This window comes from Dyella sp. SG562 (genome assembly GCF_011759495.1).
Lineage (GTDB): Bacteria > Pseudomonadota > Gammaproteobacteria > Xanthomonadales > Rhodanobacteraceae > Dyella_D > Dyella_D marensis.
In genome coordinates this window covers 515,384-535,538 of the sequence record NZ_JAAOYS010000001.1, presented here as the reverse complement: position 1 = coordinate 535,538, position 20,155 = coordinate 515,384, and the positions used below count along the sequence as shown (strand labels likewise).

Here is a 20,155-nt window from a genome sequence, read left to right as displayed (position 1 = left end):
ATCGGCACTCTCTTCCTGCTGCTCCTGCTCGGCGCCACGCTGGCCAGCGCGGTGGGCGTGGTGTGGACGCGCCACGAGAGCCGCACCTTGTTCGTCGAGCTCAGCCGCCTGCAGAACCAGCGCGACGAACTCAATATCGAATACGGCAAGCTGGAGCTGGAGCAGGCCACCTGGGCCGAGCCGCGCCGCGTGGACAGCGAGGCGCGCCAGAAGCTGGGCATGGTCAATCCCAAGCCGCAAGACATCCAGCTGGTGCGCCGATGAACATGCGCCCCCGCTTCCCGACCCAGCCCACCGCCCGCCGCCGCCAGCATGGCCCCAGTCCCCGCCGCCGCATGATCGCGGTGGTGGCGATCCTGTCGCTGGCCTCGCTGGGCCTGGTCGCGCGCGCGTTCGACCTGCAGGTGGTGCGCAAGGAGTTCTACCAGAGCCAGGGCGACGCGCGCTTCCTGCGCGAAGTGCCGATCGCGGTTTCGCGCGGCACCATCTTCGACCGCAACGGCGAGCCGCTGGCGGTGTCGACGCCGGTGATGTCGATCTGGGCCAACCCGTCCGAAGTGCTGGAAAGCGAGGACCGCCTGCCGCAGCTGGCCAAGGCCATCGGCATGGATGCGGGTGAGCTCAAGCAATACCTGATGCAGCGCTCCGAGCGCGAGTTCGTCTACCTGCGCCGCCAGATGCGCCCGGACGCGGCGCAGGCCGTGCTGGACCTGGGCATCCCCGGCGTCAACGGCCAGCGCGAATACCGCCGCTACTACCCGTCGGGCGAAGTGACCTCGCACATCCTGGGCTTCACCAATATCGACGACCACGGCCAGGAAGGCCTGGAGCTGGCCTTCGACGACTGGCTGGCCGGCAAGCCCGGCGCCAAGCGCGTGATCCGCGACCGCATGGGCCACATCGTGGAAGACGTGGAGCAGGTGCGCGCGCCGCAGCCCGGCCGCAACCTCACGCTGAGCATCGACCGCCGCATCCAGTTCCTCGCCTACAACGAGCTGAAGAACACGCTGGAGCAGTCGCAGGCCGATTCCGGCTCGATGGTGATCCTCGACATCACCACCGGCGAAGTGCTGGCGATGGTCAACCTGCCCACCTACAACCCCAACGCCTTGCGCAGCAGCACGGCCTCGCAGCGGCGCAACCGCTCGATGACCGACGTGGTGGAACCCGGTTCCACCATCAAGCCGGTGGTCATGGCCGCGGCCCTGTCCAGCGGCAAATACACGCCGAACGGCCCGCTGGTGGACACCGGCAACGGTCATTTCTATTACATGACCCATGACATCCGCGACACGCATGCCTACGGCATGTTGTCGCCCACCGGCGTGATCCAGAAATCCAGCAACATCGGCGCCGCCAAGATCGCGATGACGCTGGACACCGGCCTGCTCTACGACACCTACCGCGCCTTCGGCCTCGGCAGCAGCACCAACAGCGGCTTTCCCGGCGAGGCTTCCGGCTACCTCAAGGTGGGCCGCGACTGGCGTCCGCTGGAAAAGGCCATCATGGCCTACGGCTACGGCCTCAACGTCACCGCGCTGCAGCTGGCCAACGTCTACGCCACCATCGGCGACGGCGGCCTGATGCACGAGCCTTCCTTCGTGAAGGGCGCCGCCGGCGAGAGCCGGCAGATCATCGCGCCGGAAATCGCGCGCAAGCTGGTCACCATGCTGGAATCCACCACCCAGCCGGGCGGCACCGCCGCGCCGTATGCGTGGATCGCCAACTACGCGGTAGCCGGCAAGACCGGCACGGCGCACAAGGCGCAAGCCGGCGGCTACGCCAAGAACAACTACAGCGCCGCCTTCGCCGGCATCGTGCCGGCCAGCAATCCGCGCATGGCCGCGGTGGTGGTGATCGACGATCCGAAGAAGGGCAGCTACTACGGCGGCCTGGTCTCGGCGCCGGTATTCGCCAAGGTGATGGACGGCGCGCTGCGCCTGCTCGACGTGCCGCCCGACAATATCGGCCGCTGGTACGTGGGCGGTCCGGTGCAGGGCAATAACGGACTGGTCGGCAGCAAGCCGCCGGACGCGCCGCTGGTCGAGGACGCGCCGGTCGAGGGAGCGACCCCATGAGCCAGCGCCTCGATCAGTTGCTGCACGGTATCGCCGACACGCAAAGTGCCGGCGATATCGTCGTTTCGGGCCTGGCGCTGGATTCGCGCCGCGTGCGCGCGGGCGAGGCCTTCTTCGCGCTGCGCGGCACGCGCGGCCACGGCATCGAATTCGCCGCCGGCGCGGTGGCGCAAGGCGCGCGCGTGGTACTGGCCGAAGCGCCGGCCACGGCGGCGCCCGCGCTCGGCGTGCCGGTGCTCTGGATCGAGCGCCTGCACGCGCAGGTGGGCGAGATCGCCGCGCGCTTCTACGGCCGTCCGTCCGAAGCGCTGCAGGTGGTGGGCGTCACCGGCACCAATGGCAAGACTTCCACCGTGCAGCTGATCGCGCAGGCGCTGCACCACCTGGGCCACAGCGCGGCCACCATCGGCACGCTCGGCGCCGGCCTGCACGGCCAGGTCGAGGAGGGCGAGCGCACCACGCCGGACGCCATCCACGTGCAGGAGCTGCTGGCTTCGTTCCGCGAGCAGGGCGCCACGCACGTGGCGATGGAAGTGTCCTCGCATGCGCTGGAGCAGGGCCGCGTCGGCGCGGTGAAATTCGGCACCGCGGTGTTCACCAATCTCACCCGCGACCATCTGGACTACCACGGCAGCATGCAGGCCTATGGCGACGCCAAGGCCAAGCTGTTCGCCTGGCCCACGCTGACCCACGCGGCGATCAACGTGGACGACGCCTTCGGCCGCGAACTGCTGGGCCGCACGCCGGAGCACGTGCGCAAGCTGCGCATCAGCGCGGCCGGCGACCTGGCTTCGGATATCCGCGCAAGCAACATCCTGACCTCGGCCGAAGGCCTGCGTTTCGACCTGCACACGCCGTGGGGCTCGCGTGCGCTGCAGACGCACCTGATCGGCCGCTTCAACGTCGACAACCTGCTCGCCGTGGTGGCGGTGCTGGGTGCGCTGGGCGAATCGTTCGAGCGCATCGTCGAGGCGGTGTCGGCGCTGCATCCGGTCAACGGCCGCATGAGCCGCCTCGGCGGCCAGCATGGCCTGCCGCTGGTGGTGGTGGACTACGCGCACACGCCGGACGCCCTGGAGCAATCGCTGCACGCCGTGCGCGCGCATTGCGAGGGCCGGCTGATCTGCGTGTTCGGCTGCGGCGGCGAGCGCGACGCCGGCAAGCGTCCGCTGATGGGGGCGATCGCCGAGCGGCTGGCCGACGTGGCGATCATCACCGACGACAACCCGCGCGGCGAAGACGGCGACGCCATCGTGGCGCAGATCGTGGCGGGGCTGGCGCATCCGGACGCCGCGCGCGTGCAGCGCAACCGCGCGCTGGCCATTACCGAAGCGCTGCAGCTGGCCCGGTCCGGCGACGTGGTGCTGATCGCCGGCAAGGGCCACGAAACCTATCAGGAGGGCGCGCACGGCAAGCGCCCGTTCGACGATCTTGCAGTCGCCCGTGCTGCATTGGAGCTGCACGCATGATGCGTTTGTCCGCCATCGCCCTGTGGACCCGCGGGCACCTGCACGGTGCCGACGTGGAAGTCCTGGGCGTGGGCATCGATACCCGCAAGCTGCGCGCGGGTGACCTGTTCGTCGCGATCAAGGGCGAGCGCGTGGACGGCCACGATTTCCTGGCGCAGGCCGCTGCCGCCGGCGCGGTCGCCGCGCTGGTGGAGCGCCGCGTCGATGCGCCGATCGCCCAGGTAGTGGTGAACAACACGGAGCTGGCGCTGGGCGACCTGGCCAGCGCGGTGCGCGCGCAGAGCAATGTGCGCGTGGTGGGCATCACCGGCTCCAACGGCAAGACCACGGTGAAGACGCTGACGGCATCCATCCTGTCGCGCCACGGCCGCACCCACGTCAACGCCGGCAACTACAACAACGAGCTGGGCCTGCCGCTGACCTTGCTGGCGATGCCGCAGGACACCGAATACGCCGTGCTGGAAATGGGCGCGGGCAAGCCGGGCGACATCGCCTATCTCGCCGCCATCGCGCGGCCGGATATCGGCATCGTCAACACGGTGGCGCCGGCGCACCTGGAGCGCATGGGCAGCGTGGAAGGCGTGGCCGAGACCAAGGGCGCGCTGTACCAGGCGCTGCCGGCCGACGGCGTGGCGGTGATCAATGCCGACGACGCCTTCGCCAAGTTCTTCGAAGGCCTGGCCACCGGCCGCCGCCAGCTGCGCTTCGGGCTGGATCATCCGGCCGAGGTGGTGGCCGAGATCCTGGAGCAGCGCGTGGACGGCTCGCGCTTCGTGCTGGCCACGCCGGCCGGCGACGCCGAAGTGAACCTGCCGCTGGCCGGCCGCCACAACATCGCCAATGCGCTGGCGGCGGCTTCGCTGGCGCTGGCGCTGGACGTGCCGCTGGCCACGATCGTCGATGGCCTGGAGCAGGTGCCCGGCGTCGCCGGCCGCCTGAAGCTGGAGCGCATGCCGGGCGGCTGGACCCTGATCGACGACAGCTACAACGCCAACCCCGGTTCGGTCGGCGCGGCCATCGACACGCTGGCGCTGGCCGACGGCGAGCGCTGGCTGGTGCTCGGCGACATGGCGGAACTGGGGCCGGACGCGAAGGCGCTGCACGCCGGCATCGGCACGCGCGCCCGCGAGCGCGGCATCCAGCGGCTGTTCGCGGTCGGCCCGCTCGGCGCCGCCACCGTGGCCGCGTTCGGCGCCCACGGCGAACACCACGCGGACAAGGCCGCGCTGGTGGCTTCGCTGCAGCAACACCTACACGGCGGCGTGACCTGCCTGGTCAAGGGCTCGCGTTCGGCGGGCATGGAACAGGTGGTGGCCGCGCTTCGCAACGCACAACCGAAGGAGGGCGCATCCGATGCTGCTTGAACTCGCAGACTGGATGGCCCGCCACTTCACGGCGCTGCATCTGTTCCAGTACATCACCTTCCGCACCATCATGGCCGCGCTCACCGCCCTGGCCATGTCGCTGCTGTTCGGCCCCGCGCTGATCCGCAAGCTGGCCGCGCTGAAAGCGGGGCAGGTGGTGCGCAAGGACGGCCCGCAGACGCATCTGTCCAAGGCCGGCACGCCGACCATGGGCGGCGTGATGATCCTGCTGGCGGTGGCCATCGCCACCTTGCTGTGGGCGGATCTGCACAACCGCTACGTCTGGGTGGTGCTGGCCGTGCTGCTCAGCTTCGGCGTGATCGGCTTCTATGACGACTACAAGAAGCTGGTGCTGAAGGACAGCCGCGGCCTGGCCTCGCGCTGGAAGTATTTCTGGCAATCGGTATTCGGCCTGATCGCCGCGCTGTTCCTGTACTTCACCGCGCCGACCACGCCGCCGCCCTGCGCGCGCCCGGCCGTGCCGGCGGTGGTGCAGCACGTGGAGACCACCGCCACCGCGCTGGACAGCCGCCTCACCCTCGAGCCGCCGGCCAATGCCGCGCCGGTGTGCATCAAGGAAGTGGCCGAGACCGCGCTGTTCGTGCCGCTGTTCAAGCAGGTGGCGGTGCCGCTGGGCCTGTTCTTCGTGGTGCTGACCTATTTCATGATCGTGGGCTTCTCCAACGCGGTGAACCTCACCGACGGCCTGGACGGCCTGGCGATCATGCCCACCGTGCTGGTGTCGGGTGCGCTCGGCGTGTTCGCTTACCTTGCGGGCAACCGCGTGTTCTCCGAATACCTGGGCATTCCCTCGATTCCCGGCGCCGGCGAGCTGGCCATCATCTGCGGCGCGCTGTCCGGCGCGGGCCTGGGCTTCCTCTGGTTCAACACCTATCCCGCCCAAGTCTTCATGGGCGACGTCGGCGCGCTGGCCATCGGCGCGGCGCTGGCCGCGATCGCGGTGATCGTGCGCCAGGAGATCGTGCTGCTGATCATGGGCGGTGTGTTCGTGATGGAGACCGTGTCGGTGATGCTGCAGGTGGCGAGCTTCAAGCTCACCGGCAAGCGCATCTTCCGCATGGCGCCGATCCATCACCATTTCGAATTGAAGGGCTGGCCCGAGCCGCGGGTGATCGTGCGCTTCTGGATCATCAGCGTCGTGCTGGTGCTGATCGGCCTCGCCACGTTGAAGGTGCGCTGATGCTATTCGACGCCACCCAGGCCAAACGCCGGCAAGGTCCGCAGGGCAGCTTCGATCTGCCGCTGCTGGTCGCGCTCGTCGGCCTGGCCTGCGTCGGGCTGGTGATGATCACCTCCAGCTCGATCGCGGTGGCGGACAGCCAGCACCTGGGCGCGTTCTATTTCCTCAAGAAGCACCTGATGTTCCTGGGGCTGGGCATGGTGCTGGCCGGCGCGGCCATGCGCACCGAGCTGAAGGTGCTGGAGAAGCACAGCTTCCTGCTGCTGCTGCTGGCTTTCATCCTGCTGCTGGCGGTATTCCTGCCGTTCCTGGGCATGCGCCTGAACGGCGCGCGGCGCTGGCTCAATCTGATCGTCACCAGCTTCCAGCCGGTGGAAGCGGTGAAGCTGATCCTGGTGGTCTATATCGCCAGCTACCTGGTGCGCCACCGCGAAAGCGTGGAAACGCGCTTCCTCGGCCTGCTCAAGCCCATCATGGTGGCCGGCCTGATGGTCGTGCTGCTGCTGCTGCAGCCGGACTTCGGCTCGGCCATGCTGGTGATCTCGGTGACCATCGCCATGGTGTGGCTGGGTGGCGCGCGGCCGATCTTCCTGTTCGGCATGGGCCTGCCGCTGATGCCGCTGCTGGCGATCGCGGCGACCAGCGAAAGCTATCGCATGAAGCGCCTCACCTCGTTCATGGATCCGTGGAAGGACCCGTTCAACGACGGTTTCCAGCTGACCCAGTCGCTGATGGCGATCGGCCGCGGCGAATGGACCGGGGTGGGCCTGGGTTCGAGCGTGCTGAAACTCTCCTACCTGCCGGAAGCGCATACCGACTTCATCTTCGCGGTGATCTCGGAGGAGCTGGGCCTGGCCGGCATCCTCGGCGTGATGAGCCTGTTCGCGCTGGCCGTCGGCCGCGGCCTGTACCTGGGCCTGAAGGGCGTGGAGCTGGGCCAGCGCTTCGCCGGCTACGTGGCCTTCGGCATCTCGCTGATGATCGGCCTGCAGACCATGGTGTCGATCGGCGTGAACCTCGGCGCGCTGCCGACCAAGGGCCTGACCCTGCCGCTGATCAGCTACGGCGGCTCGTCGATGGTGCTGACCTGCGCCATGGCCGGCGTGCTGCTGCGCGCCACCTACGAGATCAACCGCGCGATCGACGCGCGCCAGATGGCTACGCGCGTGCCGGCGCTGGCGGTGGCCGACGCCAGCGCGGCCACGGCGCGCGAGGCGGTGACCGCATGAGCGCGGGCAACGCACCCGTGCTGATCATGGCCGGCGGCACCGGCGGCCATATCTTCCCCGGCCTGGCCGTGGCCGAGACGCTGCGCGCGCAGGGCGTGCCGGTGGTGTGGCTGGGCGCGGACGGCGGCATGGAAACCAAGGTGGTGCCGGCGCACGGCGTGCCGCTGCGCACCGTGCCGGTGGGCGGCCTGCGCGGCAAGGGCCTGAAGACCCGCGTGCTGGCGCCGTTGATGCTGGCGCGCGCGCTGCTCGCCTCGCTGCGCGTGGTCGGCGCGGTGAAGCCGCGCAGCGTGCTGTCGATGGGCGGCTATGTGGCCGGCCCCGGCGGCATCGCCGCGTGGCTGCTGCGCAAGCCGCTGCTGGTGCACGAACAGAACGGCGTGGCCGGCTTCACCAACCGCAAGCTGGCCGCGCACGCGGCGCGCGTGCTGGTGGGTTTCAGCGGCACGCTGCCGGGCGCGGAGTGGGTGGGCAATCCGGTGCGCGCCACCATCGCGGCGCTGCAGGCCCCGGAGGCGCGCATGGCCGGCCGCGACGGCAGGCCGCGCCTGCTGGTGCTCGGCGGCAGCCTCGGTGCGCGCGCCCTGAACCTGGCGCTGCCGCAGGCGCTGGCGCAACTGCCGCTGGCGGCCCGCCCCGAGGTGCTGCACCAGTGCGGCAACCGCGGCATCGACGAAGCGCGCGAGGCCTATGCCAAGGCCGGCGTCGACGCGCAGATCGTGCCGTTCATCGAAGACATGGCCGGCGCCTACGCCTGGGCCGACCTGGCCGTGTGCCGCGCGGGCGCGCTGACCGTGGCCGAGCTCACCGCCGCCGGCCTCGGCGCCGTGCTGGTGCCTTTCCCTCATGCGGTGGACGACCACCAGACCCGCAACGCCGAGGCCTTGGTGGCCGCCGGCGCCGCCGAAGTCGTACAGGAACGAGATTTGGACGTACAGCAGTTTGCCCAGCGCCTGGATGCGCTGTTGAACGATCGCGCGCGCACCGTGGCCATGGCCGCCGCCGCGCGCGCCCTGGCCAAGCCCGATGCCGCCGCGGCGATCGCGCGCGCCTGCCTGGAGGTGCGCGCATGACGCCCCGCCGCCTGCTGGCCCACGAAGACCTGATGACCACCTTCCGCCGCGTGCATTTCATCGGCATCGGCGGCGTGGGCATGAGCGGCATCGCCGAAGTGCTGCACAACCTCGGCTACCAGGTGTCCGGTTCCGACAAGTCGAACTCGCCGACCGCGCAGCGCCTGGCCGCGCTGGGCATCGTGGTGCACGTCGGCCACGCCGCCGAGCACATCGGCGATGCCGACGTGGTGGTCACCTCCAGCGCGATCCGCCAGGACAACCCCGAGCTGGTCGCCGCTCGCGCGGCGCGCATTCCGCTGGTGCCGCGCGCGGAGATGCTGGGCGAGCTGATGCGCTTCCGCCGCGGCGTGGCGATCGCCGGCACGCACGGCAAGACCACCACCACCAGCCTCACCGCCAGCGTGCTGGCCGAAGCCAACTACGACCCGACCTTCGTGATCGGCGGCCAGCTCAACGCGGCCGGCGCGAATGCGCGCCTGGGCACCGGCCAGTACATCGTGGCGGAAGCCGACGAATCGGACGGCTCCTTCCTGATGCTGTCGCCGGTGGTGGCGGCGATCACCAATATCGACGCCGATCACCTGGAGAACTACCAGGGCGACTTCGCGCTGGTGAAGAAGGCCTTCGACGATTTCCTGCACCGCCTGCCGTTCTACGGCCTGGCCGTACTGTGCGTGGACGATCCGGAAGTGGCCGCGCTGGCCAGGCGCACCACGCGCCGCGTGATGACCTACGGCATCGACTCGCCCGACGCCGACGTGCGCGCCAGCAATCTCACCCAGCACGGTTTCGAGATGCACTTCGACCTGTGGCTGCCCGGCCGCAACGAAGCGCTGCACGTGAAGCTCAACCTGCCGGGCCGCCACAACGTGCTCAACGCGCTGGCCGCCGCCACCATCGGCTGGCAGCTTGGTGTGGAAGCCGGCTCGATCGCGCGCGCGCTGGAGCAGTTCGAAGGCGTGGGCCGCCGTTTCCACCGCCGCGGCGAGATCGCGCTGGACAAGGGCACGGCGCTGCTGGTCGACGATTACGGCCACCATCCGCGCGAGCTGGCCGCGGTGTTCTCCGCCGTACGCGGCGGCTGGCCGGAACGCCGCCTGGTGGCGGCCTTCCAGCCGCACCGCTACAGCCGCACGCGCGACCTGCTGGACGACTTCGCCAATGTGCTGAGCGACGTCGACGTGCTGGTGCTGACCGACGTCTACCCGGCCGGCGAAGCACCGATCGCCGGCGCCGACGGCCGCGCCCTGGCGCGCGCGGTGCGCGCGCGCGGCAAGGTCGATCCGGTGCTGGTCGAGCATCCGCGCGAACTGAAAGAGACCCTGCCGGCGCTGCTGCGCGACGGCGACCTGTTGCTGCTGCTCGGCGCCGGCGATATCGGCGCGGCGGCGGTGGAGCTGGCTGCGGCCGGCAACCTGAGGAGCAAGAAGTGACGGCGCAGAAGAAGGACGAGTCGAAGACGGTCAGGGACCCCGCGCAGTTCGGCCGCGTCGCCGTGGTGATGGGCGGCAGCTCGGCCGAGCGCGAGGTCTCGCTCAACTCCGGCGACGGCGTGCTGAAGGCGCTGCGCGCGCGCGGCGTCGACGCCGAGGCGATCGACGGCATCCCCGCGCTGCTCGATGCGGCGCGCGCCGGCCACTTCGCGCGCGTGTTCAACATCCTGCACGGCGGCGGCGGCGAGAACGGCGAGCTGCAGGGCGCGCTGCAGTCGCTGCGCATTCCGTTCACCGGTTCCGGCGTGCTCGGTTCTGCGCTGTCGCTGGACAAGATCCGCGCCAAGCTGGTGTGGCAGGCGCTGGGCCTGCCGACGCCGCGCTTCAAGGCGCTGCCGCGCGGCGCCGACGTGCATGCCGCGGCGCGCGAGATCGGCTTCCCGCTGATCGTGAAGCCGGCCTGGGAAGGCTCCAGTGTGGGCGTCACCCGCGTGTTCGAGGAGAAAGACCTGGACGCCGCGGTGGAGCTGGCGCAGCGCTATCCCGGCGACATGCTGATGGAAACGCTGATCGAGGGCGGCGAGTTCACCGTCGGCATTCTCGGCCGCGACGTGCTGCCCACCATCCAGATCGTGCCCAAGGGGGAGTACTACGACTACAACGCCAAGTACATCGCCGAGGACACGCAGTACATCTGCCCCGGCCTTGAGGGCGAGGCCGAGCGCGAGATGCAGGCGCTGGCGCTGCGCGCGTTCGACGCGCTGGCCTGCGGCGGCTGGGGCCGCGTCGACGTGATGCGCGACCGCGACGGCCGCAACTGGCTGCTGGAGGTGAATACCGCCCCCGGCATGACTTCGCATTCGCTGGTGCCCAAGGCGGCCAAGGTAGTCGGCATCGACTACGAGACGCTGTGCTGGCGCGTGCTGGAAACGAGCTTCCGGGAGGGCGTGTGAGGGGAGCGATTCGCCTCGTTGCCTGGTGTCTGGCCATCGCGCTCGTGGCGCTGCCGATCGTCGGCGTGCTGCGCGGATGGTTCGCGGCCAATCGCTGGCCGGTGACCCAGCTGACGGTGCAGGCCGAGTTCAAGCACGTGAGCGCGGACGCCATCCGCGCCACCGTGCTGCCGCGCCTGGGCAAGGGCTTCTTCGCGCTGGACCTCGACGCGGTGCAGAAGGCCGTGGCCGCGCTGCCGTGGGTGGAATCGGTGGAGGCGCGCAAGCGCTGGCCGGACACCCTGATCCTGCGCATCTACGAGCGCCAGCCGTTCGCGCGCTGGAACGACAAGCAGCTGATCAGCCGCCAGGGCCTGGTGTTCGACGCGCCCGGCGCCGACGGCTTCGACAGCCTGCCGCAGCTGCGCGGCCCCGATGCGCGCCTGGCCGAGGTGGTGAGCTTCTATGCCGAGACGCAGAAGGCGTTCGGCAGCACGCATCTGAAGATCACCGGCGTGTCGCTGACCGAGCGCGGCAGCTGGAGCCTCGGCACCTCCAGCGGCGCGCAGATCGTGCTGGGCGACCGCGACCAGGCCGGCCGCCGGCTGCGCCGCTTCCTCGACGTCTACCCCCAATTGATGGCGAACCGTCCCGACGGTTTTGCCTACGCAGACCTTCGCTATACCAACGGATTCGCCGTGCGCTGGCCGCAGACGCAAGTACCGGCCGCCGTCACCACCAAAGGCACGCCCAGCACATGAAAACCCGCAACGACAAGCAACTGGTCGTCGGCCTCGACATCGGCACCTCGAAAGTGGTGGCGATCGTGGGCGAGTACGAGCCGGGCGAGCCGATCGAAGTGATCGGCATCGGCACGCATGTGTCGCGCGGGCTCAAGCGCGGCTCGGTGGTGGACATCGAATCGACCGTGCATTCGATCCAGCGCGCGGTGGAAGAGGCCGAGCTGATGGCCGGCTGCGATATCCGCTCGGTCTACGCCTCGATCTCCGGCAGCCACCTGGAAACCAAGAACTCGCACGGCACCGCCGCCATTCGCGACCGCGAAGTGACCCCCGGCGATCTGGAACAGGTGCTGGAAGCCGCCAGCGCGGTGGCGATCCCGGCCGACCGCAAGGTTCTCTACAAGGAGTCGCAGGAGTACCGCATCGACGGCCAGGACGGCATCCGCTCGCCGGTGGGCATGAGCGGCGTGCGCCTGGAGGCGAGCGTGCACCTGGTGACCGGCGCGGCCGCGGCGGTGCAGAACATCAGCAAGTGCATCCAGCGCTGCGGCCTGAGCGTGGACGAGCTGGTGCCTTCCTCGGTGGCCAGCGCCAAGTCGGTGCTGACCGACGACGAGCGCGAGCTGGGCGTGTGCCTGGTCGACATCGGCGCGGGCACCACCGACATCGCCATCTATACGCAGGGCTCGATCCGCTACACCAAGTCGCTGCCGGTGGGCGGCGACCAGGTCACCAACGACATCGCCTACGGCGTGCACACGCCGACCGCGCATGCCGAGGAGATCAAGATCAAGTACGCCTGCGCGCTGGCCCAGCTGGCGCACGCCGAGGAAACCATCCAGGTGCCCAGCGTGGGCGACCGCCCGCCGCGCCGCCTGGCCCGCCAGTCGCTCGCGCAGAGCGTGCAGGCGCGCTACGAGGAAATCTTCGAGATGGTGCAGGACGAGCTGCGCCGCTCCGGCTACGAAAGCCTGGTGGCGGCCGGCGTGGTGCTGACCGGCGGCGCCTCGCGCATGGAAGGCGCGCTGGAGCTGGCCGAGGAGATCTTCCACAAGATGGTGCGCATCGGCGTGCCGCAGCACGTCAGCGGCCTGGGCGAAGTGGTCACCAACCCGCTGCATTCCACCGGCGTGGGCCTGCTGCTGCACGGCGCGCGCGCCGGCGGCATGCGCGCGGGCGGTTCCTCCGGCGGCAGCGTGGGCGGGCTGGTCGATCGCCTGCGCGGCTGGCTGGCGAAGAATTTCTGAGCCGGCGGGCCGCAAGGCCCGGCAGCTCGAAGCGATATCGGCGGCGCAGGACGCGCAGCCGCGGGCGACGGGAAGTCGCCCACCACTCGCGAGACCGCAAGGAGCGGAACCCGCGGGTTACAACGACAACGAAAGCTCTACGGAGGACGGGAAATGTTTGAACTGGTCGAAAAACTCGCACCGAACGCAGTCATCAAGGTCATCGGCGTGGGCGGTGGCGGCGGCAACGCCGTGGCCCACATGCTGGGCGCCAACATCGAGGGCGTCGAATTCGTCGTGGCGAACACCGATTCGCAGGCGATGAAGACTTGCGGTTCGCGTACCCACCTGCAGCTCGGCGCCAACGTCACCAAGGGCCTGGGCGCGGGCGCCAATCCCGAAGTGGGCCGCCAGGCCGCCCTGGAAGACCGCGAGCGCATCGAGGAAATGCTCGAAGGCGCGGACATGGTCTTCATCACCGCCGGCATGGGCGGCGGCACCGGCACCGGCGCGGCGCCGGTCGTTGCCCAGCTGGCCAAGGAAAAGGGCATCCTGACCGTGGCCGTGGTCACCAAGCCGTTTCCCTTCGAAGGCCGCCGCCGCATGCAGGTGGCGATGAAGGGCATCGAGGACCTGTCGCAGCACGTCGACTCGCTGATCACCGTGCCGAACGAGAAGCTGCTGTCGGTGCTCGGCCGCGAAGTCACCCTGCTGAACGCCTTCAAGGCCGCCAATGACGTGCTGCTGGGCGCGGTGCAGGGCATCGCCGACCTGATCACGGCCCCGGGCCTGATCAACGTCGACTTTGCCGACGTGCGCACCGTGATGTCCGAAATGGGCATGGCGATGATGGGCTCGGGCACCGCCCGCGGCGACGACCGCGCGCAGGCCGCCGCCGAGGCCGCCATCAACAACCCGCTGCTGGAAGACGTCAACCTCAACGGCGCCTGCGGCATCCTGGTCAACGTCACCGCCGGTCCGAACCTGACCATGCGGGAGTTCGACGAGATCGGCCGCGTGATCCACGACTTCGCCAGCGAAGACGCCACCGTGGTGATCGGCACCTCGCTCGACCCGGAAATGCAGGACGACGTCCGTGTCACCGTGGTGGCCACGGGCCTGAACCGCGCCGCGGCCGTGCGCCAGCCGCAGCGTCCGCAGGTGACCCAGCAGGTGGAGATGCGCCAGCGTCCGCGCCCGGTGGTGCTGCGCACCGGCACCGGCAACGAAGTGGTGGACTACGCCCAGCCCGACGTCGTGGCCAGCCGCAGCGACGCTGCCCCGGCCAAGGGCGCCGACCCGAGCTTCGACTACCTGGACATCCCGGCCTTCCTGCGCCGCCAGGCGGATTGAGTTCGGTCAATAGAAAAAAAATGTTCAAAAAGGAGTGAACAAACGTCAGATTGACTTGTCAGTCACATTACGTGCCTGGCGGCTGCTGCAAAGTTGGCCGCTTGTGCGTTCTCCCGCCCAGGGGCGGGGGAGTGTGCTGACGCCGGTCTGCGTGCTCCTGGAGGAACATGACAAGACTGTGCGTCCGGGATGACGCACGACTTGACCGGGGTATTTCCGCCCCGGCCGGTCCGACGCCCGCCACCGGATTTCCCGTCCCGGTGCGGGCGTCGTGTCGACCCTAACTAGCTGACGGAATTGAGGTATTTCGCCGCCTGGACCGCCTTCTGCTTTTCACAAGGATGAAAATGGCATGAAAGCGTGAACAGACTGTACGGGCCGGTTTGCTATTTTCAGTGGTTAAGACTGTGTTAGCATCCGTCTCCTGTTGGCTGCTGCCCCTTGCAGGTACCAAAAAAATGATCAAGCAGCGTACGCTCAAGAACATCATCCGGGCCACCGGTGTCGGTCTGCATACCGGCGACAAGGTCTACATGACGCTCCGCCCCGCCGCGCCGAACACCGGCATCGTTTTCCGCCGCACGGATCTCAATCCGCCGGTGGAAATTCCCGCCCGTCCCGACAACGTCGGCGACACCCGCCTGTCGACCACCCTGGTCAACGGCGACGTGCGCGTCTCCACCGTGGAGCATCTGCTCTCGGCGATGGCCGGCCTCGGTATCGACAACGCTTACGTCGATCTGTCGGCGCCGGAAGTGCCGATCATGGACGGCAGCGCCGGTCCCTTCGTGTTCCTGCTGCAGTCGGCGGGCATCGAAGAGCAGAACGTCGCCAAGCGCTTCATCCGCATCAAGAAGCCGATCAAGGTGCAGGACGGCGACAAGTGGGCCAGCTTCGAGCCGTTCGAAGGCTTCAAGGTCGGCTTCTCGATCGAGTTCAACCACCCGATCATCAGCAAGCGCACTTCCAAGGCGGAGATCGATTTCTCCACCACCTCGTTCGTGAAGGAAGTGAGCCGCGCGCGCACCTTCGGCTTCATGCGCGACATCGAGATGCTGCGCGAACACAACCTGGCGCTCGGCGGTTCGATGGACAACGCCGTGGTGCTGGACGACTACCGCGTGCTCAACGAAGACGGCCTCCGCTACGAGGACGAATTCGTCAAGCACAAGATCCTGGACGCCATCGGCGACCTGTATCTGCTGGGCCACAGCCTGATCGGCGCCTACTACGCGCACAAGTCCGGCCATGAGCTCAACAACAAGCTGCTGCGCACGCTGATGGCCGACGCCACCGCGTGGGAAGAGGTCGTCTACCAGGACGATCCCGCCACGGCTCCGATCTCCTACGCGCATCCCGCCCAGGCGATCTGAAGCATTCGCCTCCGGGCGAAGCTGAACAAACTGAACGGCCGCGTCCTCCGGGACGCGGCCGTTTGTTTTGTGATATACCTCGCCCCTTCGTCCTGGCACGACTCACGTATTCGGGATGTCAACGTCTTACGTGACCGTGGAGCCATGCTATAAACCCGCCACTGCCGATCGGGCAATGCGGGCGAACCGGCCGCTGGCGATCGCAGGATGTCTTGTCTGAACCGGGCGGCGAGTCGAACTCAGCCCTTCGGTTTCCGGGAATCAGCAGTTTCGGCGATGGACGCCAGCTCGAGGAACAGACGCTGCAATTCGCTGTCTGTCTGAGAGATCGCCGCGGCCCTCAAGTGGTCTGCGGCAGCAGGCGAAAGCGGTTTTGACCGATCCGGCAAGGTTTCAGCCGGTGGTAGGGGGGCCACTTTCACGGTGAGGTATCCGGCGCGCACGCCGATGGCATGCGCGGCAGCGAGGATTTGCGTCTGCATAAGACGAAGCCTCGAAGCCAGCGCCGGCGTAGGAGCCAGGAACACAAGACGGCCGTCGCGCAGGTTGGCGAATCTCACCTGCTCGCGGAGCGGTGACGGCAGCGTCTGGCGCAGTGCACGATCCAACGCCTCCAGCTCACTGGCCTTGCGGGCCAGTTTGGCGAAGGGGCCACATTCGGTAAGGGATTTCAGTCCTGAGCCGGTGCGGCGGGGAGCGTAGGGAACGTCGCGCTGCATGGGTGCCGACATCTTCGACGTGGAAAAACATGCAAATCATACTAGTGTCACGCACCAAGCGGGTGCCGAAAACCCTCGATCTGGCCGACCGGCGCCTGCGCTATCGGCTGATCGCAACGGCAGTCGCGGCGGTGCTGGCCTGTGCGGCGCTCGGCGCCACCGTGGCCCTTGCGGTAGCCAGTCCGCGCGACCGCGCGCTGGCCGAGATCAGCCAGCTCCATCAGCAGGTGTCCAAGCAGAACGTGCAGCTGGGCGACGTCCGCAAGGACGCGCAGCGCGACATCGATGCGCTCGCCGCCAAGCTCGGCCAGCTGCAGGCGCAGTCCACCCGCCTCAACGCCCTGGGCGAGCGCCTGGCGCAGATGGGCAAGCTCGACAGCACCGAATTCAATTTCGACGAACAGCCCCCGGTCGGCGGCGTCGAGGACGTCAACGACAGCGCCTACGCGCTGCCGCAGGCGCTGGATGCCGGTATCGACCAGCTGGCCAGCCGCTTCGACAGCCAGCAGGCCCAGCTCTACGCGCTGCAGAGCCTGCTGCTCGACGCCAAGATCGAATCCAATCTCAAGCCCACCGGCATGCCGGTCGAAGGCTATATCTCCTCGTATTTCGGCGGCCGCCCCGATCCGTTCAGCGGACACGCGGCCTACCACACGGGCCTGGACATCTCCGCCCCCACCGGCACGCCGGTGCATGCGGTGGCCGAAGGCATGGTCACCTTCGCGGGGCTGCGCAGCGGCTACGGCGACGTGATCGAGATCGACCACGGCAACGGCTACATGACCCGCTACGCCCACAACAGCTCGCTGATCGTGCGTCCGGGCCAGCGCGTGCACGTGGGCGACGTGATCGCCAAGGCCGGCTCCACCGGCCGTTCCACCGGATCGCACGTGCATTTCGAGGTCTGGTACAAGGGCAACGTGGTCAACCCGCTCGCCTACGTGCGCAACCATCGCTGATCTCGCGGAAGCCCAGGGCCCCGCGCGCCGGGGCCTCTTGAAACACCCCTCCAGCGCCGCCAAACACTCCACCGGGAAGGATGACGGGGTCTGCCGCAAGAGGTTGCGGCCGATACGGGCCACCGGCTGGGGCAAGCCCCGGCCCGGCGTTCGTTTGGGATCGCCCGGCGACCCTAGTATCATCAATCCTTTCGTCCCGCCCCTTCTCCGGCGGCGGGCGTCTACGACTCATGCAGATCCGGAAGATCGATGCTCAATCGCGCCCTGACCAGCCTTTTCGGTAGCCGCAACGACCGCGTGCTGCGGCAGCTTTCCAAGTCTGTCGCCCGCATCAACGCGCTCGAGCCCGAGTTCGAAAAGTTGAGCGACGCCCAGCTGCGCGCGAAGACCGACGAGTTCAAGGAGCGCATCGCCGGCGGCGAAGCGCTGGACAAGCTGCTGCCCGAAGCCTTCGCCGTGGTGCGCGAAGGCGCCAAGCGCGTGCTCGGCATGCGCCATTACGACGTGCAGATGATCGGCGGCATGGTGCTGCATTCGGGCCGCATCGCCGAAATGCGCACGGGCGAGGGCAAGACCCTGGTCGGCACCCTGCCGGTGTACCTCAATGCGCTGGAAGGCAAGGGCGTGCACGTGGTCACCGTGAACGACTACCTGGCCCGCCGCGACTCCGCCCAGATGGGCAAGCTGTACAACTTCCTCGGCCTGACCGTGGGCGTGGTGTGGCCCGGCATGAACCACGCCGACAAGGGCGAGGCCTACGCCGCCGACATCACCTACGGCACCAACAACGAATTCGGCTTCGACTACCTGCGCGACAACATGGCCTCGAGCAAGGACCAGCGCTACCAGCGCGGCCTGCACTACGCCATCGTCGACGAGGTTGACTCGATCCTGATCGACGAAGCGCGCACCCCGCTGATCATCTCCGGCCCCGCCGAGGACTCCCCGCAGCTGTACATCGCGGTGAACAAGATCGTGCCGAAGATGATCCGCCAGGAGAAGGAAGACTCCCCGGGCGATTACTTCGTCGACGAGAAGCAGAAGCAGGTGCACCTGTCCGAAGAGGGCATGTCGCACGCAGAAGAACTGCTGCAGCGCGCCGGCGTGATCGAAAGCGAGACCGGCCTGTACGACTCCAAGAACCTGGCCGTGGTGCATCACCTGAATGCCGCATTGCGAGCCAATGCCATCTACCACCGCGACGTGGACTACATCGTCCGCGACGGCGAGGTGGTGATCGTCGACGAATTCACCGGCCGCACCCTGGTGGGTCGCCGCTGGTCCGACGGCCTGCACCAGGCAGTGGAAGCGAAGGAAGGCGTGCCGATCCAGCGCGAGAACCAGACGCTGGCGACCATCACCTTCCAGAACCTGTTCCGCATGTACAAGAAGCTGGCCGGCATGACCGGTACGGCCGACACCGAAGCGTACGAGTTCCAGCAGATCTACGGCCTGGAAGTGGTGGTCATCCCCACCCACAAGCCGATGATCCGCAAGGACAACGCCGACATGGTCTTCCTCGGCCAGCAGGCCAAGTACGACGCCGTGGTCGAGGACATCACCGACTGCCACAAGCGCGGCCAGCCGGTGCTGGTGGGCACCACCTCGATCGAGGTGTCGGAGCTTTTGTCCAAGCTGCTCAACAAGGCCAGGATTCCGCACGAAGTGCTCAACGCCAAGCAGCACGAGCGCGAGGCGCACATCGTGGCCCAGGCCGGTGCGCCGGGTTCGGTCACCATCGCCACCAACATGGCCGGCCGCGGTACCGACATCGTGCTGGGCGGCAGCCTGGAGGCGGCCCTGGCCGCGCTGCCGGAAACCGCCACCGACGCCGAACGCGCCAAGATCAAGACCGAGTGGAAGAAGAAGCACGAGCAGGTGCTGGAAGCCGGCGGCCTGCACATCGTCGGCACCGAGCGGCACGAATCGCGCCGCATCGACAACCAGCTGCGCGGCCGTTCGGGCCGCCAGGGCGACCCGGGCTCTTCGCGCTTCTACCTGTCGCTGGAGGACAACCTCCTGCGCATCTTCGCCGGAGACTGGGTCGGCCGCTGGATGCGCATGTTCGGCATGAAGGAAAACGAGGCGCTGGAAGACCGCATGGTCAGCCGCCAGATCGAAAAGGCGCAGCGCAAGGTCGAGCAGCACAACTTCGACATCCGCAAGCACCTGCTGGAATTCGACGACGTCGCCAACGACCAGCGCAAGGTCATCTACGCGCAGCGCGACGAACTGCTGGAAACCGACAGCATCGCCGACACCATCGCCGACATCCGCGACGACGTGGTCAGCGGCGTGGTGCGCCGCCACGTGCCGGCCGACAGCATCGACGACCAGTGGGACCTGCCCGCGCTGGACCGGGAGCTGGAAAGCGAATTCGGCCTGCCGCTCGACGTGAAGCACTGGGTCGAGAAGCAGGACGACGTCGACGCCGGCATGATCCTCGAGCACGTGCGCGAGGCGGTCGAGAACCTGTTCAAGGCCAAGGAAGAGCAGATCGGCGCCGACACCATGCGCCAGCTCGAGAAGCACATCATGCTCAGCGTGCTGGACAACGCCTGGAAGGAGCACCTGGCCAGCATGGATTACCTGCGCCAGGGCATCTATCTGCGCGGCTATGCGCAGAAGCAGCCCAAGCAGGAGTTCAAGCGCGAGTCGTTCGAGCTGTTCTCCAACATGCTCGACCGCATCAAGACCGAAGTGATCCAGATGCTGGCGCGCATCCGCATCCGCAGCGAGGAAGAAGTCGCCGCGATGGAAGCCGAGCAGCAGCGCATGGCCGAGCGCCTGTCGCGCCAGATGCAGGCCACCGGTGGCGGCGCCCCGGTCGGTGCGCTGGGCGCCGATCCGGAAGCCGTGGCCGCCGGCAGCCTCAGCGCCGCCGTGGCCGCGGGCAACGAAGGCCCGAAAGTCGGCCGCAACGATCCCTGTCCCTGCGGCTCGGGCAAGAAGTTCAAGCATTGCCATGGCCAGTTGAGCTGACGCCAGCCGGCATCGCGC

The 20,155-nt window shown here is 68.3% G+C and carries 16 protein-coding genes; 15 read left to right on the top strand and 1 reads right to left on the bottom strand.

What is annotated here, in order from left to right; all coding sequences use genetic code 11:
- The 13 genes from ftsL (at position 1) to lpxC (ending at position 15,477) form a co-directional block, all read left to right on the top strand.
- Complete coding sequence (gene ftsL / locus FHW84_RS02260; protein ID WP_167252748.1) at positions 1-264, top strand: cell division protein FtsL; 264 nt, start codon at positions 1-3, stop codon at positions 262-264.
- Positions 261-2,078 carry a penicillin-binding transpeptidase domain-containing protein gene (locus FHW84_RS02255; RefSeq protein WP_243867812.1) on the top strand — a complete coding sequence of 606 codons (1,818 nt, stop codon included), beginning with the start codon at positions 261-263 and terminating at the stop codon, positions 2,076-2,078. The genes ftsL and FHW84_RS02255 overlap by 4 nt, the downstream gene beginning before the upstream one ends.
- Positions 2,075-3,547: a UDP-N-acetylmuramoyl-L-alanyl-D-glutamate--2,6-diaminopimelate ligase gene (locus FHW84_RS02250; RefSeq protein WP_167252486.1), complete on the top strand. Its 1,473-nt coding sequence runs from the start codon at positions 2,075-2,077 to the stop codon at positions 3,545-3,547. The genes FHW84_RS02255 and FHW84_RS02250 overlap by 4 nt, the downstream gene beginning before the upstream one ends.
- Positions 3,544-4,911 carry a UDP-N-acetylmuramoyl-tripeptide--D-alanyl-D-alanine ligase gene (gene murF, locus FHW84_RS02245; RefSeq protein ID WP_167252485.1) on the top strand — a complete coding sequence of 456 codons (1,368 nt, stop codon included), beginning with the start codon at positions 3,544-3,546 and terminating at the stop codon, positions 4,909-4,911. The genes FHW84_RS02250 and murF overlap by 4 nt, the downstream gene beginning before the upstream one ends.
- On the top strand, positions 4,901-6,112 hold the full coding sequence (gene mraY, locus FHW84_RS02240) for a phospho-N-acetylmuramoyl-pentapeptide-transferase (protein WP_167252484.1): 1,212 nt from the start codon (positions 4,901-4,903) through the stop codon (positions 6,110-6,112). The genes murF and mraY overlap by 11 nt, the downstream gene beginning before the upstream one ends.
- Positions 6,112-7,341, top strand: a complete 1,230-nt coding sequence (gene ftsW / locus FHW84_RS02235; protein WP_208399573.1) for a putative lipid II flippase FtsW — start codon at positions 6,112-6,114, stop codon at positions 7,339-7,341. The genes mraY and ftsW overlap by 1 nt, the downstream gene beginning before the upstream one ends.
- Positions 7,338-8,414 carry an undecaprenyldiphospho-muramoylpentapeptide beta-N-acetylglucosaminyltransferase gene (gene murG, locus FHW84_RS02230; protein WP_167252483.1) on the top strand — a complete coding sequence of 359 codons (1,077 nt, stop codon included), beginning with the start codon at positions 7,338-7,340 and terminating at the stop codon, positions 8,412-8,414. Before ftsW ends, murG begins: the two co-directional genes overlap by 4 nt.
- Entirely contained in the window at positions 8,411-9,850 is a 1,440-nt protein-coding gene (gene murC, locus FHW84_RS02225; RefSeq protein ID WP_167252482.1) for a UDP-N-acetylmuramate--L-alanine ligase, read from the top strand. The genes murG and murC overlap by 4 nt, the downstream gene beginning before the upstream one ends.
- Positions 9,847-10,803 (top strand): D-alanine--D-alanine ligase, encoded by a 957-nt coding sequence (locus FHW84_RS02220; RefSeq protein WP_167252481.1) that lies wholly within the window; start codon positions 9,847-9,849, stop codon positions 10,801-10,803. The genes murC and FHW84_RS02220 overlap by 4 nt, the downstream gene beginning before the upstream one ends.
- Positions 10,800-11,543, top strand: a complete 744-nt coding sequence (locus FHW84_RS02215) for a cell division protein FtsQ/DivIB (protein WP_167252480.1) — start codon at positions 10,800-10,802, stop codon at positions 11,541-11,543. The genes FHW84_RS02220 and FHW84_RS02215 overlap by 4 nt, the downstream gene beginning before the upstream one ends.
- On the top strand, positions 11,540-12,772 hold the full coding sequence (ftsA, locus tag FHW84_RS02210) for a cell division protein FtsA (protein ID WP_167252479.1): 1,233 nt from the start codon (positions 11,540-11,542) through the stop codon (positions 12,770-12,772). Before FHW84_RS02215 ends, ftsA begins: the two co-directional genes overlap by 4 nt.
- 153 nt (positions 12,773-12,925) lie before the next feature.
- Entirely contained in the window at positions 12,926-14,104 is a 1,179-nt protein-coding gene (gene ftsZ / locus FHW84_RS02205) for a cell division protein FtsZ (protein ID WP_167252478.1), read from the top strand.
- Between the two features lie 458 nt (positions 14,105-14,562).
- The gene (gene lpxC, locus FHW84_RS02200; protein ID WP_167252477.1) at positions 14,563-15,477 is read left to right on the top strand and encodes a UDP-3-O-acyl-N-acetylglucosamine deacetylase; all 915 of its coding nucleotides are present in this window, start codon (positions 14,563-14,565) and stop codon (positions 15,475-15,477) included.
- A 239-nt stretch (positions 15,478-15,716) separates the two neighbouring features.
- On the opposite strand, the gene FHW84_RS02195 is transcribed toward lpxC, so the two are convergent.
- Entirely contained in the window at positions 15,717-16,196 is a 480-nt protein-coding gene (locus tag FHW84_RS02195) for a DUF721 domain-containing protein (protein ID WP_167252476.1), read from the bottom strand.
- A gap of 29 nt (positions 16,197-16,225) precedes the next feature.
- On the opposite strand from FHW84_RS02195, the gene FHW84_RS02190 reads away from it, so the two are divergent.
- Together FHW84_RS02190 and secA are read left to right on the top strand one after the other, a co-directional pair.
- Positions 16,226-17,155: a M23 family metallopeptidase gene (locus FHW84_RS02190; protein ID WP_167252475.1), complete on the top strand. Its 930-nt coding sequence runs from the start codon at positions 16,226-16,228 to the stop codon at positions 17,153-17,155.
- A 249-nt stretch (positions 17,156-17,404) separates the two neighbouring features.
- A complete protein-coding gene (gene secA, locus FHW84_RS02185) occupies positions 17,405-20,137 on the top strand; it encodes a preprotein translocase subunit SecA (RefSeq protein ID WP_167252474.1) in 2,733 nt (910 codons plus the stop codon).
- Positions 20,138-20,155 lie beyond the last annotated feature (18 nt).

Coding starts and splice junctions, on each gene's coding strand:
- FHW84_RS02255 (WP_243867812.1), top strand. CDS start 261: ATGAACATGCGCCCCCGCTTCCCGACCCAGCCCACCGCCCGCCGCCGC.
- FHW84_RS02250 (WP_167252486.1), top strand. CDS start 2,075: ATGAGCCAGCGCCTCGATCAGTTGCTGCACGGTATCGCCGACACGCAA.
- murF (WP_167252485.1), top strand. CDS start 3,544: ATGATGCGTTTGTCCGCCATCGCCCTGTGGACCCGCGGGCACCTGCAC.
- mraY (WP_167252484.1), top strand. CDS start 4,901: ATGCTGCTTGAACTCGCAGACTGGATGGCCCGCCACTTCACGGCGCTG.
- ftsW (WP_208399573.1), top strand. CDS start 6,112: ATGCTATTCGACGCCACCCAGGCCAAACGCCGGCAAGGTCCGCAGGGC.
- murG (WP_167252483.1), top strand. CDS start 7,338: ATGAGCGCGGGCAACGCACCCGTGCTGATCATGGCCGGCGGCACCGGC.
- murC (WP_167252482.1), top strand. CDS start 8,411: ATGACGCCCCGCCGCCTGCTGGCCCACGAAGACCTGATGACCACCTTC.
- ftsA (WP_167252479.1), top strand. CDS start 11,540: ATGAAAACCCGCAACGACAAGCAACTGGTCGTCGGCCTCGACATCGGC.
- ftsZ (WP_167252478.1), top strand. CDS start 12,926: ATGTTTGAACTGGTCGAAAAACTCGCACCGAACGCAGTCATCAAGGTC.
- lpxC (WP_167252477.1), top strand. CDS start 14,563: ATGATCAAGCAGCGTACGCTCAAGAACATCATCCGGGCCACCGGTGTC.
- FHW84_RS02195 (WP_167252476.1), bottom strand. CDS start 16,196: ATGCAGCGCGACGTTCCCTACGCTCCCCGCCGCACCGGCTCAGGACTG.
- FHW84_RS02190 (WP_167252475.1), top strand. CDS start 16,226: ATGCAAATCATACTAGTGTCACGCACCAAGCGGGTGCCGAAAACCCTC.
- secA (WP_167252474.1), top strand. CDS start 17,405: ATGCTCAATCGCGCCCTGACCAGCCTTTTCGGTAGCCGCAACGACCGC.